Here is a 13692-nt window from a genome sequence, read left to right on the forward strand (position 1 = left end):
AATGACGGCAACATCAGATCGGGGAAAATTCCATGTCAGTTGCAGAGTCAGCGCCTGCTGCCGTTGTTGCACCGATCCGGCCATCTTGGCTACGCGCCAACTGGGGCCTGTTGCTGGCCATCGCCGCACTGATCGTGGTGATCGCGCTGCCGAAGCCTGAAGGGCTCTCGGTAGCGGGCCAGCGCATGCTTGCTGTGTTGGTCTTCGCCGTCATCGTATGGATGACCGAAGCGCTCGACTACGCAGTCTCCGCTGTGGTCATCGCCGCATTGATGGCGTTCCTGCTTGGGCTGTCCCCCAATCCCGCCGATCCGAAAGTGCTGATGGGCACCAGCGCCGGTCTCGGCCTTGCCTTTAGCGGCTTCGCCAACACAGCACTGGCGCTGGTGGCCTCCGCGCTGTTTCTTGCCGCCGCCATGACTGCCACCGGACTCGACAAGCGCATTGCGCTGGTCATCCTGTCGCGTGTCGGCACCGAAGCCCGCCACGTCGTCGTCGGCACCATCATCGTCGGCTTCGTTATCGCCTTCCTGGTTCCCTCCACGACGGCACGGGTGGCCTGCCTCGTCCCGATCACCCTCGGCATCATCTCCGCTTACGGCGTCAGCAAGAAGAGCGCCTTTGCCGGCATGCTGATGATCACCACGGTGCAGACCGCGAGCATCTGGAATGTCGGCATCAAGACCGCCGCGGCGCAGAACATGGTGGCGATCGGCTTCATCGAGAAGATGCTGCAGAAGACCATCACCTGGCTGGACTGGCTGATCGCTGCCGCACCGTTCGGCGTACTGATGTCGATCGCGCTGTATTTCGTGATGACCCGCATGATGCCGCCGGAAATCAAGGATGTGCCGGGCGGCCGTGAAGGCATCCGCAAGTCGCTGGCGGACCTCGGCCCGATGAAGATGTCCGAGATCAAGTTGCTGATCATCTCGCTCACTTTGCTGGGCTTCTGGGCAACCGAAGGCATCCTGCATCGCTTCGACACGTCGTCGACCACCATCGCCGCGGTCGCCATCATGTTCCTGCCGGGCATCGGCATCATGACATGGAAGGAGGCGCAGCCGAAGATTCCATGGGGCACGGTGGTGCTGTTCGGCATCGGCATCAGCCTCGGCACCGCTTTGCTGCAGACCAAGGGCGCCATCTGGATCGCCGATCTCGTGGTCGCCGACTTCGGCCTGCGCAATGCCACAGGCATGTTCATCCTCGGCGTGCTCAGCGTGTTCCTGATCGTCATCCATCTCGGCTTCGCCAGCGCCACTGCACTGGCATCGGCGATGATCCCGATCGTGATCGCAGTGCTGCAGAGCGTCGCCACGCCCGGCATCAACATCGTCGGCCTGACCATGCTGCTGCAATTCGTAGTGAGCTTCGGCTTCATCCTGGTGGTCAATGCGCCGCAGAACATGGTCGCCTACGGTACCGAGACCTTCAGCGCCAAGGATTTCGTGCGCACGGGTCTGGTGCTGACGGTGATCGCCTTCGCACTGGTGATGCTGCTGGGCGCCACCTACTGGCGCTGGCTCGGTTATGTCTAGGACCGCAGCCCGCTTCCATCCAACCGGCACACTGTCATGAAGCCTACCGATATCTCGACGCCCGATCACTTCCACCGGGTGGTGGATTGCCAGTGGGCCTGCCCGGCGCACACACCGGTGCCGCAATATATTGGCCTGATCGCCGAAGGCCGCTATGCCGAGGCCTATATGGTCAACTGGGAGGCCAACGTGTTTCCCGGCATCCTCGGCCGCACCTGCGACCGGCCCTGCGAGCCGGCCTGCCGTCGCGCCCGTGTCGAAAAGGAGCCGGTGGCGATCTGCCGGCTGAAGCGCGTCGCCGCCGACCACAAGGGCGACATCGCAGGCTACCTGCCGGAACGAACGACAAAGACCAACGACAAGCGCATCGCGCTGGTCGGCGGCGGCCCGGCCTCGCTGACGGTGGCCCGCGATCTGGCGCCGCTTGGCTATCAATGCACCATCTTCGACGGCGACCCCAAGGCCGGCGGCATGATGCGCACGCGGATTCCGCACTTCCGGGTGCCGGAACATGTCATCGACGAGGAGACCGGCTACGTCCTCGATCTCGGTGTCGAGTTTCGCGGCGGCACGCGCATCGACAGCATGAAGACCTTGCTGGCCGAGGGCTGGGACGCGGTGTTCGTGGGCGCCGGTGCGCCGCACGGCCAGGATCTCGCGCTCCCCGGCCGCAACGAAGCACACGCCAACATTCATATCGGCGTCGAATGGCTGGCCAGCATCTGGTTCAAGCACGTCACGCGCATCGGCAAGCGCGTCGTGGTGATCGGCGGCGGCAACACCGCGATCGACTGCGCTCGCAGCGCACGCCGACTCGGCGGCGAAGACGTCAGGATGGTGGTGCGTTCGCGCTTCGGAGACATGAAGGCACTGGCCTGGGAGAAGGACGACGTCCAGCGTGAAGGCGTCGTGATCTGCAACGATCTGGTGCCGAGGGAAATCACCCATGACAACGGCCGCCTCACCGGCGTGAATTTCGAGCCGGTGACCAGCGTCTTCGAGAACGGCAAGCGCACGCTGGTATCGGCCGGCCCCCTGCAACATTTCCCCTGCGATGACGTGGTGATCGCGGTCGGCCAGGAGTCGGCCTTCGGCTGGATCGAGCGCGACCTTGGCATTGCCTTTGGCGACCGCGAGATGCCGAAGCTCGATCCGGCAACGCTGCAGTCGACGCTTCCTCACGTGCTGTTCGGCGGCGATGCGGCCTTCGGTCCAAAGAACATCATCACCGCGGTGGCGCATGGCCATCAGGCCGCCGTAACCATCGACCTGCTGCTCAGCGGCGCCGACCCCGCGGTTCGGCCGTCCGCCACGGCGACGTTCGTAACCCACCGCACGCCGCTGCCGCCGCGCCATATTCCAAAGGTCTCCGTGAATGTCCGCCATGCGGTGCCGCTGCAGCCGCTGGCAACATCGCTCTCCGACATCCACGAGGAGGTCGAACTCGGCTTCGACATCGAACACGCCGTCGCCGAAGCCGCACGCTGCCTACATTGCGAGCTGGAGACGGTGTTCAGTCCGCCTCTGTGCGTCGAGTGCAAGGCCTGCGAGACCGTCTGCCCGACCGATTGCATCACCTTCACCAAAGATGGCGACGAAGCCGACCTGCGCAGCCGGCTGAAGTCACCGGCGACCAATCTCTCGCAGGAACTCTACGTCGCCTCCCGATTGGTCAGCCACAGGGTCATGGTCAAGAACGAAGACCTCTGCCTGCATTGCGGGTTGTGCGCAGAGAATTGCCCGACCGGCGCCTGGCAGATGGACTCCATGCTGCTGCTCACGGCCCGCGCCGGCGGATCGCCGCTGATTGCCATGTCGCAAGCACCGATCGAAGGAACGACCAATGGCTAGACCTTCCCTTGCGATGGTGTTTTCAGGCAGCGGCGGCGCCGGCGCCATGAGCGCGGGCGAACTGCTGCTCAATGCCGCGGCTCAGGCCGGCTATTACGGCATGATGAGCAAGCTGTTCGGCGCCCAGGTGCGCGGCGGCGAGGCGGCGGCGCTGGTGCAAATCTCGACCGCGCCGGTGTCCTGCCAGCCCGACCGTTTCGACCTGTTCGTGGCGCTGGACTGGGCCAATGTCGACCAGTTCGCCAATGAGATTCCGCTCGACGACCAGACCGTCATCATCTCCGACCCCCGGGCCGGCCCGGTGCCGGCCAGCATCGCCAAATGCAAGGGTCGAACCATCGCCCTCACCATGGGACAGGTAGACGCCACGCCGCTGGAGCGCGCGCTGCACGGCAAGCATATCAACGTGTTCGTTGCCGGCGTGGTGGCGGCCCTGGCCGGCCTGCCGGTCGACCACCTGCAGACGGCGTTGACCGCCGTGCTCGGCGACAAGAGCGACGACGTCACCCGCACCAACACCGCCTCACTCAAGTCGGGTATTGCGGCCGCGGCGGGCGTCGATCTCGATGTCCGGCTCGATCCGCCGCATCCGGCGCCGCGCTGGCTGCTGACCGGCAACCAGGCGGTCGCCATGGGCACGCTGCGCGGCGGCGTGCGTTTCGTCGGCTGTTATCCGATCACCCCGGCCACCGACCTCGTCGAATGGATGTCGCCGCAACTGCAGAAGCTCGGCGGCCGACTGGTGATGGCGGAGGATGAACTGTCCTCCATCAACATGGTACTCGGCGGCTCCTTTGGCGGCGTGCCGTCGATGACCGTCACCTCCGGCCCCGGCCTGTCGCTGATGATCGAATCCATCGGCCTCGGCATCGCCGCCGAGGTCCCTGCGGTCATCGTCGACGTGATGCGCGGCGGGCCGTCTACCGGCATCCCCTCCAAGACCGAGCAAAGCGACGTCAACATCGCCATCTATGGCGGCCACGGCGACGCGCCGCGCATCGTGCTGGCGCCGACCTCGGTGCGCGACTGCATGTACACCGGCGAATGGGCCGTCTATCTCGCGGAATCCCTGCAGACGCCGGTCATCGTGTTGTCCGACATGGCGCTCGGCCAGGCCAATACGGTGATCGATCCAAAGCCTGAACGGCCGCAGAAGCTCACCCGCAAGACCGACCTGCCCGACGGTGCGTTCAAGCGCTACGCCATCGGCACCGATCCGGTCAGCGCCATGCCGCTGCCGGGCACGCCCGGTGGCCAGTGGGTCGGCGAAGGCCTCACCCACAACGAGACCGGCATTCCGGTCGGCGGTGCCGCCGCGCATCTGGCGCAGATCAAGAAGCGCGCGCGAAAACTCGAACAGTTCGATCCTGGCGAAGCCTGGGGCAGCGTCACGGGCGACGGCGACACCGCGATCCTGGCGTTCGGCTCCAGCATCGGCCCGGCGCAGGAAGCGGCGCGACGGCTCGAGGCCGCCGGCAAGCCTGTCCGCGTCGTTGCGCTGCGTGTGCTGTCGCCGCTGCCACTGAAGTCCCTCGCCCACGCCCTCGACGGCGCCAGCCGCATCGTGGTGATGGAGCAGAATTTTGGCGCGCAACTCTACCATCATCTGCTCGCCTTCAAGGCCATCCCGCCGACCGCGGAAAGCCTCGCCCGTCCCGGCCCGCTGCCGTTCCGGCCCGCCGAAATCACCGCGCATCTGGCGTGACGGAGATCACCATGAGCACCACAGACATCGCCGCCCCTGCCGCCGCCCTTACCGCGCATGATTTCCATTCCGGCGCCACGCCGATCTGGTGCCCGGGTTGCGGCGATTACGGCGTTCTGTCGGCGCTCGAACATGCGCTGGCCACGCATGGCCGTCCGCCGCATGAGGTGGTGATGGTGTCCGGCATCGGCTGCTCGTCGCGGCTGCCGGCCTACACCGGCTGCTACGGCTTTCACGGCGTGCACGGCCGGGCGCTGCCGTTCGCATCGGGCGTCAAGCTGGCGCGGCCGGACCTCGAAGTGATCGCGGTCGGCGGCGACGGCGACGGCTACTCGATCGGCGGCAACCATTTCATCCACGCCTGCCGGCGCAATATCGACATGCTCTATCTGGTGATGGACAACCGCGTTTACGGCATGACCAAGGGCCAGCCCTCGCCCACCACCGAAGCCGACTGGGACAGCGACATCGCGCCGGGCGGGCTCGGCCTGCGTCCGTTCGACCCGATCGCGCTGGCGCTTGCCGCCGGTGCCAATTTCGTTGCCCGCGGATTTGCCGGCCGTTCGCAGGAACTGGCGAACCTCATCGTGGAAGGCATTCGCTGGCCGGGATTCGCCTTCATTGAAGTGCTCAGCCCGTGCATGGCGTTCCGCTCCGAGGCGTTCGGCTGGAAGGAGAACGTGCATCCGACGTCGCTGTCCATCGTCGACGACCGCGCTGCCGCACAGGCCGCCACACTGGCCGATGACGGCTACAGCCTCGGCCTGCTGTTCAAGGATCACCGGCCATCGCTGCCCCGCAGCAGCGCGCCACTCGCGTCGCTCGCGGATGTGGAGGAGCAATTCAGGGTATGCGGTTAATCGCCACCGGTGTCAGTGCGACATCATCACCCAACAGGGCGGCTGCCCGACGACCGTATAGGTCGCACCGCCCAGGATGAATTCCCGCAGGCGCGAGTGCCGATAGGCCCCCATCACCAGGAGGTCGATCCGGTTTTGCTGCACAAACGCCTCGAACACCTTTCCCGTGGAACTGCCGCTCTTCCTGACGATCTCAAACGTCGCCCTGATGCCGTGAGCACCGAGGTGTCCGACCAGTGCCGCCCCGGAATCGATGTCCGCGGCAGTATTCTTGTCGGCTGCCGTGAAGATGCTGACCGTCTTGGCAATCTTCAGCAATGGCATCGCATCCGCCACCGCCCGCGCGGATTGCTGGCTGTTGTCCCACGCAATTGCCACCTGCCCGAATGCCTCCGGAAGCTCCCCCACGGACTGCTCCGGGCAGATCAGGAGCGGGCGCCCGGATTCGAAGATCAGCGCCTCGACGATTTTCTCCGAGACATCGTCATATGGCGCGATTGGTACCAGTGCCAGATCATGCGTTCTCGCGCGCATCACCACCTGGGTCGGCATGTCTTCCGAGACGCAGCGTCCGACGATCTGATCGTGCTTGATCGCGGCGGCGTCGGCTGCAGTTTCGAAGGCCTTGATCATCTTCGTGGCATTCGCACGACTCTTCTGGTGTTCAGGCGTCTCTACCACAAGGCTGTCGGAATTCAGCGGTCGTGTCTGCAGCGCTCCGGGAATCAGCACATCGATATCGAAAGCAATCGCCGTGATGCCGGCGCCCAATCGCTTGGCGACGGCGACGGCCTTGTCGATCGCGGCCATCTCTGTCGCCTTGGGGTAGCTCACCAGCGGCAAAAGAATCTGCTTGATCGCCATGTCGGTCTCCCTTTCGGAGAGCCTAGGGACCCGACCGGGTTCGGCATTGATTTGGCTCAAGGAGCATCCCGTAGCCGCAGCCCCCGTGAAGCCGGACCCTGCTTCGCATCAGTCCGGTCTGGACATCCAATGAAAAATCCGCCCACAACGAGTGGGTTCGCGAGACGTCGACCGAACTCGGGCCGCGAACCGCGCAGCCGCCTGATGCTGCTTCGTACAGGACACAGATGTTGATTTTCGACCCCGTTCTGGTCAACCTTGCCGTCGCCCTCGGCATCGGCATGCTGATCGGCGCCGAACGCGAGCGTCACAAGGGCGCAGGACCAGCGCGCGCGCCGGCGGGCATCCGGACCTTCTCGGTGGCCGCCCTTGCCGGAGCGGTCGGCGCGATGGTGGGCGGCGCAGTCGTTCTGGCGGTTACCGTCGCCGGCGTGGGCGCGCTGACGGCCGTGGCCTATTTCAGATCGCGCCAGGACGATCCCGGCCTCACCACCGAGATAGCGTTGATCCTCACCGCCTTGCTTGGCGGCCTGGCGACGCAGCGGCCGGTGCTCGCTGGCGGCATCGCGGTCACCGTCGCAGTGCTGCTGGCGGCGCGGGCGCCGCTACATCATTTCATCCGCTCCATACTCACCGAGGCCGAAGTCAGGGACGCGCTGATCTTCGCCAGCGCCACACTGGTCGTGCTGCCGCTTCTGCCCGATCGCGCGATGGGGCCGTACGGCGCCCTCAACCCGCACTCAATCTGGATCATCGTCCTGCTGGTGATGGCGATCGGTGCGGCGGGCTATGTCGCGCTGCGTCTGCTCGGCGCGCGGTTCGGCCTTCCCGTGGCCGGCCTCGCATCCGGCTTCATCTCCAGCACGGCGACCATTGGCGCCATGGGCATGCGGGCCCAGAAGAATCCGGACCTTCTTGCGGCCACGGTGGCCGGTGCCGCGCTATCGACGGTTGCCACTATCATCCAGATGGCGCTGGTGCTCGCCGTCACCAGCGTGCCCGCGCTGCGCGCGCTCGCCGTTCCGCTGCTTTGTGCCGGACTTGCGGCGGTCGTCTATGGCGTGGCCTTCACGGTCCGAGCGATGCAGGAGAAGACCGCAGTCGAGCCGCAACCGGGTCAGGCGTTCAGCCTGCCGGTGGCGCTGGTGTTTGCGTTGACCGTCTCCGCCATGCTGATCGCCTCGGCCGCGCTGCGGGACAGTTTCGGCGAGACCGGAGTCATCATGGCCGCGTTCGTGTCCGGCTTCGTCGACACCCATTCGGCTGCCATCGCGGTGGCATCGCTGGTCGCGTCCGGCAAGATAGCCGCCGCCGATGCCGTCTTCCCGATCTTGGCAGGGCTCTCCGCGAACACCATCAGCAAGATGGTGTTCGCCCGCAGCGGCGGCCGGGCATTCGCATGGCGGCTGATCCCGGGTCTGCTGCTTGTCGCTGCAGCGGCCTGGGCCGGCGCGCTGGCCATTCACTTGGTCTGAAGAACGCCTCGGCGAGCCACGACGCTACCAGTGCTCACGCCAGCGCCAGAACCGGCCGCGACCGCCGCTGGAATCCAGCTTCGCTTTCTGCTCGTCGTTCAAGGTCGCATAGAACCCCTCAAGCGCCGGGCGAATCGTCTTGACCGCCGCAGACATGGCATCGAGACGCATTTCCATCGCCTGCATGTGACCAACCATCGTCGCCGGAATGTCTGTCGGACAGGCGGCCCGCATGGTCTCCGAGGCCTTTTTCGAGGCGGCCTTGAAGTCGTCGAACTTGGCGCGCTGCGCATCGGCCAGAGTGAGTGTCTGTTCGAGCCTGTCGATGCGCCACTCCGCAAATCCCACTGCGCGAGCATTGCACATGCGGCCGAAGCCGCCGCGGCCCATCATGCCAGGCCCCATCATCATGCCGGGACCCATGTGTCCCCAACCCCAGCCACGATCGCCGGCCTCCGAACGCTGAGCCTGGGCTTGAGCCGACGGAATCGTACTGCCGAGCGACAATGCGACTGCGACGAATAACGCTGTCGTGAATATCCTGCTCATTGCGACCTCCAGAAGCTATGGGGCAATGGCCACGACCGCCGTGGCGGTGCCTTCGATCTCGGTGAATGCGGCGCATCCTAGTCAATGCTGCATGCGCGAAGTGTCGAATGGAGAAGTGCTGACTCGAATTGCATCCATATCAGTCTGCGTGATGCTCACATTGATCCACCGCAACCACGGCACAGATTCCGCAGGAACATCCCCGGGGCGTGGGAATTGGTGGTGCAGTTAACTCTTACAGGAGAGACACATGTCCAGCACACGATTGAGAATTGCTGCGCTGCTTTCTTTGATGGTCAATGCGGTGGTCTTCGGGATCGGACTGCTGACGGTGCTGCTGGTTCCGGCGCTGTCGCAACATGCGTTCACGATGATCCCCACGGTGGTGTTGCTGAGCTTCGCGCTTTCGGCGCCCATTTCGTGGTGGATGGCGCCGCGGTTGCAGGCGCGCTACTGGCGGCAGCGCAATACAACCGATGCGATGCTGCTGCAGGGCTGAGCGTCGCTCAGCTTGCTGTGGCGAGTTGCAAGCGGCTTCGCGCCCGCAGCAGCAGCGCCGTCATAATCATGATGTTGAGTGCATTCCAGCCGAGACCGTTGATGAACGCCGCTGCATAAGAGCCGGTGGCGTCGAAGATGATGCCCGAGACCCAACCGCCGAGGGACATGCCGACCACGGTGCCGAGGATCACCGTGCCGACCCGGGTCGCGGCCTCGGAGGCCGGCATCGCCTCGCGGATAATGATCGCGTAGCCGGGCACCAAGCCGCCCTGGAATAGTCCGAACATCGCGGAGATGATGTAAAGCGAAGTCATGCTGTCGAAGAACAGATAGAACAGCAGCGCAAAGCCCTGCGCCACCGAGCCGAGCAGGAGGGTGCGGATGCCGCCGATGCGGTCAGCGAGAAATCCGGAGCCGACCCGGCTGACGATACCGAAGGCCAGCATCAGCGACAGCATCTCGGCGCCGCGCGCCACGCCGTATCCGAGGTCGCCGCAATAGGCGACGATATGCACCTGCGGCATCGCCATTGCCACACAGCAGGCGATGCCGGCGACGCAGAGCAATGTCGTAAGGGTGTTGCTGCTGAGCCGGAGATCGATCCGCGGCGGCGGCGCATCGACATGGCTACGGCGCGATCCCGCGCCGATCTGCAGCCGCAGGAGGGCGACCATGGCCAGCATCGTCACGCTGCCGACAACGCCGATGGCGATATGGGTGGGCCGCCAGCCGAATTGCTGAATTCCCCAGCCGACCAGCGGTGGCCAGAAGGTGCCGCCGATGTAGCTGCCGGTGGCGGCGATGCTGACCGCGATGCCGCGGCGGCGCTCGAACCAGTGCGACGCCTCGGCCATCAGCGGCCCGAACGTCGCCGACGAGCCGGCGCCGACCACCAGGCCGATCAGGTTGAACTGCCAGAGCGCCGAAGCCTGCGCCGCGGCGACATAGCCGCAGCCCATCAGGACCGTCGCCAGCGCGATGACGGCAACGATGCCGAACCGGTCGGTCAGCCGGCCGGCCGCGAGGCCGCCGATGCCAAACCCGGCCATGGTCAGCGTGAAGGCGAGCGATGCGTCGCCGCGGCTGGCCGCGAACTCAGCCTGCACCGCCGGCAGCGCCACCACCACCGACCACATGCCGACGCTGCCGATCGAGCCGATCACCAGGGCGACGGCAAGTCTGATCCACGCCTGACGGGAATCCGGCGCAAATGGGGGCTTAACCTCCCTGATCGTAGAATCTTTTTTCACGGACGGAACTTCGTTGTTGGAACCCGCCCGGTCAAGCGCGGCAGCGTACCGGTGGCCATGCAGAAGCAGTGCAACAGCGGGCCTCCCGGCCCATCGGGAAACCGGCCGGCTCTCTGGCGCCAAACGCCGGCGCCTAGCGCCCAGAACGCCCCGCGCCCCCGTTTGTTAACCATTTGATAACCATAAACACGGCAAAAATTGCCGAGTGGAGTCGCGTGTCGTCAGCCGATCGGGGATGTGCCCGTGGATGCCAGTGCGGTGCCTCACTTTCAGACCGGTGGACCTTCGGCCACCGCGCAGACGTTCAGCGCCCGCGAGCGGCATTCGCGGGGGGAAGCAGCAGTGATGACGGATGTGGTAGCAGGCTCGGGTCTGGGAGCGCCAAAGGCGGGCTTCACCTTCACCGATCTGCGCACGATGGTGCTGCGCGGCGATCTGGCACTGGCATTCGGCGTCCTGACCATCCTGGTCGTGCTGATCATGCCGCTGCCGTCGATGGTGCTGGATCTGTTTCTGGCCATCTCGATTACCATGTCGATCCTGATCCTGATGACCGCGCTGTTCATCCAGACGCCGCTGGAATTCTCGTCGTTCCCCACCGTGCTGCTGATCTCGACCATGATGCGGCTGTCGCTGAACATGGCGTCGACCCGGCTGATCCTGTCGCATGGCCACGAGGGCACCGCCGCCGCCGGCCACGTCATCGAGGCGTTCGGCAATTTCGTGATGGGTGGCAACTTCGTCATCGGCATCATCGTGTTCGCCATCCTCGTGATCGTGAACTTCGTGGTCATCACCAAGGGTTCGGGCCGTATCGCCGAAGTCGCGGCCCGCTTCACCCTCGATGCCATGCCCGGCAAGCAGATGGCCATCGACGCCGACCTGTCCGCCGGCCTGATCGACGAAGCCACCGCCAAGAAGCGCCGCAAGGACCTCGAGGACGAAAGCGGCTTCTTCGGCGCCATGGACGGCGCCAGCAAGTTCGTGCGCGGCGACGCCATCGCCGGCCTGCTCGTCGTGTTCATCAACATCATCGGCGGCATCATCATCGGCGTGGCCCAGCAGGGCCTGTCGTTCGGCGAGGCGGCACGCACCTACACCCTGCTGACCGTCGGCGACGGTCTGGTCACCCAGATCCCGGCGCTGATCGTCTCCACCGCGGCCGGCCTGCTGGTGTCGAAGGCCGGCATTTCCGGCGCCGCTGACAAGGCGCTGATGAAGCGGCTGTCGTTCTATCCGCAGGCGCTCGGCATGTCGTCCGGCGTCATGCTGATGCTGGCGATGCTGCCGGGCATCCCGATGCTGCCGTTCCTGGTGCTGGGCGGCGGCGCCGGCTGGCTCGCTGTCAAGGCCGGTCGCCACAACAAGGTCACCAAGGCGGCCGAGGACACGGCCGCCGCTGCGCCAGCCGCCGCGGCCGCCGCCAGCGCCGCCGCCGACGAGCCGATCTCCGCCGCGCTCAAGATCGACGACCTCAAGATCGAACTCGGCTACGCGCTGCTGCCGCTGGTCAACGGGCCGGACGGCAACGACCGCCTGACCGAGCAGATCAAGGCGCTGCGCCGTTCGCTCGCCGTCGAAATGGGTTTCGTGATGCCGTCGGTCCGTATTCTCGACAACGTGCAACTCGAGGCCAACACCTACATCATCAAGATCAAGGAAGTGGACGCCGGCACCGGCCGGATCTGGCCCAACCAGTTCATGGTCATGGATCCCGGCGGCAACCAGGTCAACGTGCCCGGCATCCACACCACCGAGCCGACCTTCGGCCTGCCCGCCACCTGGGTCGATGCCGGCCTGAAGGAAGAAGCATCGCTGAAGGGCTACACCGTGGTCGATGCCGCCACCGTGCTGTCGACGCATCTGACCGAGCTCCTGAAGGGCAACATGTCGGACCTGCTGTCCTACGGCGAAGTACAGAAGCTGCTGAAGGATCTGCCGAAGGAACAGGGCGAACTGGTCAAGGACATCGTGCCGAGCATGATCACCGTGTCGGGCATCCAGCGCGTGCTGCAGCTGCTGCTCACCGAACGGATCTCGATCCGCGATCTCTCGACCATTCTCGAAGGCGTCGCCGACGCGCTGGCGTTCTCGCGCAATCCGTCGACCGTGGTCGAGCACGTCCGCGCCCGTCTGGCCCGCCAGATCTGCGCACAGAACACGTCGCACAACGGCTATCTGCCGTTGATCGCGCTGTCGGCGAAGTGGGAGCAGGCCTTCGCCGAATCCATCATCGGCCAGGGCGAAGAGCGCAGCCTGGCGATGCAGCCGTCGAAACTGTCGGAGTTCATGACCACCGTACGCGACCGCTTCGAACAGGCCGCGCGCGAAGGCGAGGCGCCGGTGCTGGTGACCTCGGCCGCGATCCGGCCGTTCGTGCGTTCGCTGGTGGAACGTTTCCGCGCCCAGACCACCGTCCTGTCGCAGGCCGAAATCCACCCCCGCGCACGGCTGAAAACGGTCGGGAGCGTGTAACCGCCGTCGGCCAGGTTGTGGGAAATCGCGGAAAATACAGATGCAAATCGGCCACAGCCAAGCAGTTAGATGAAGATCGGGTCCGGCGGGTTCGGCGGACGCGGATTGGCAACGCAGCTATCTAATTGAAAATATTGATTTTTAATTTTCATCTCAGCTAGGCATCGCGACCGATCACGTCTTTTCACCTACTTGTGATCGCCCCTTCGGAACGGAAAGCCGAGTCACCACGTTTTCTGCACGAGACGTTGAACCAGCCGTTGAAGCGCCGACACAAATCGGCAACGGCAGTCAGACGGCAGGAGGCTCCCAATGAACCATTCGATTTACAGCGCCGATCGCACCACCCACCTCAAGGTTGTGGTGGTTGCTCTGATCGCCGGAATCACGGTTGCAGGCTTCGGCATTTCGGCACGGGTCAACAGCAGCGACGGCTATACCCAGACCGCGCGCGTGGTGAAGGCCGGCCAGCCAGTCACCATCACGAGTTCGAACGCAAACATGGTTCGCTGAATGATTTCAGGAATTCACGCAGCGGTTCGCCCCCAAGCCGCCGCGTGAGTATGCAGGACACTTCACTTCCCCCAAAGTGAAGACCTCATGAAAAACGCCCGCCCCCCC

11 protein-coding genes are annotated in these 13692 nt (G+C 65.0%); 8 read left to right on the forward strand and 3 right to left on the reverse strand.

Annotated elements, in window-relative coordinates:
* Positions 1–32: 32 nt before the first annotated feature.
* The 4 genes from ACUXVA_RS28625 to ACUXVA_RS28640 are packed head-to-tail and all read left to right on the forward strand — an operon-like array spanning position 33 to position 5957.
* Positions 33–1541, forward strand: a complete 1509-nt coding sequence (locus tag ACUXVA_RS28625; protein ID WP_265082546.1) for an anion permease — start codon at positions 33–35, stop codon at positions 1539–1541.
* Between the two features lie 36 nt (positions 1542–1577).
* On the forward strand, positions 1578–3392 hold the full coding sequence (locus ACUXVA_RS28630; RefSeq protein ID WP_445489574.1) for an FAD-dependent oxidoreductase: 1815 nt from the start codon (positions 1578–1580) through the stop codon (positions 3390–3392).
* Complete coding sequence (locus ACUXVA_RS28635) at positions 3385–5097, forward strand: 2-oxoacid:acceptor oxidoreductase subunit alpha (protein WP_445489576.1); 1713 nt, start codon at positions 3385–3387, stop codon at positions 5095–5097. Before ACUXVA_RS28630 ends, ACUXVA_RS28635 begins: the two co-directional genes overlap by 8 nt.
* 11 nt (positions 5098–5108) lie before the next feature.
* Positions 5109–5957, forward strand: coding sequence for a thiamine pyrophosphate-dependent enzyme (locus tag ACUXVA_RS28640; protein WP_445489578.1), 849 nt, complete (start codon positions 5109–5111; stop codon positions 5955–5957).
* Between the two features lie 12 nt (positions 5958–5969).
* Here the strand turns inward: ACUXVA_RS28640 and ACUXVA_RS28645 are convergent, their stop codons facing one another.
* Positions 5970–6821: a universal stress protein gene (locus ACUXVA_RS28645; RefSeq protein ID WP_445489580.1), complete on the reverse strand. Its 852-nt coding sequence runs from the start codon at positions 6819–6821 to the stop codon at positions 5970–5972.
* A gap of 227 nt (positions 6822–7048) precedes the next feature.
* On the opposite strand from ACUXVA_RS28645, the gene ACUXVA_RS28650 reads away from it, so the two are divergent.
* A complete protein-coding gene (locus ACUXVA_RS28650; RefSeq protein WP_265082539.1) occupies positions 7049–8296 on the forward strand; it encodes an MgtC/SapB family protein in 1248 nt (415 codons plus the stop codon).
* Positions 8297–8320: 24 nt separating this feature from the next.
* Here the strand turns inward: ACUXVA_RS28650 and ACUXVA_RS28655 are convergent, their stop codons facing one another.
* Positions 8321–8845 (reverse strand): Spy/CpxP family protein refolding chaperone, encoded by a 525-nt coding sequence (locus ACUXVA_RS28655; protein ID WP_445489582.1) that lies wholly within the window; start codon positions 8843–8845, stop codon positions 8321–8323.
* Positions 8846–9095: 250 nt separating this feature from the next.
* Between ACUXVA_RS28655 and ACUXVA_RS28660 the strand changes: the two genes are divergently transcribed.
* Complete coding sequence (locus tag ACUXVA_RS28660) at positions 9096–9344, forward strand: hypothetical protein (protein ID WP_265082537.1); 249 nt, start codon at positions 9096–9098, stop codon at positions 9342–9344.
* Between the two features lie 7 nt (positions 9345–9351).
* Here the strand turns inward: ACUXVA_RS28660 and ACUXVA_RS28665 are convergent, their stop codons facing one another.
* Positions 9352–10596, reverse strand: coding sequence for an MFS transporter (locus ACUXVA_RS28665; protein WP_445489584.1), 1245 nt, complete (start codon positions 10594–10596; stop codon positions 9352–9354).
* A gap of 243 nt (positions 10597–10839) precedes the next feature.
* Here ACUXVA_RS28665 and flhA point away from each other — a divergent pair, with 243 nt between their 5' ends.
* Together flhA and ACUXVA_RS28675 are read left to right on the forward strand one after the other, a co-directional pair.
* Positions 10840–13071 (forward strand): flagellar biosynthesis protein FlhA, encoded by a 2232-nt coding sequence (gene flhA, locus ACUXVA_RS28670; protein ID WP_445489586.1) that lies wholly within the window; start codon positions 10840–10842, stop codon positions 13069–13071.
* A gap of 312 nt (positions 13072–13383) precedes the next feature.
* On the forward strand, positions 13384–13584 hold the full coding sequence (locus ACUXVA_RS28675) for a hypothetical protein (RefSeq protein WP_265082535.1): 201 nt from the start codon (positions 13384–13386) through the stop codon (positions 13582–13584).
* Positions 13585–13692: the final 108 nt, after the last annotated feature.

The organism is Rhodopseudomonas sp. RCAM05734 (assembly GCF_052658035.1).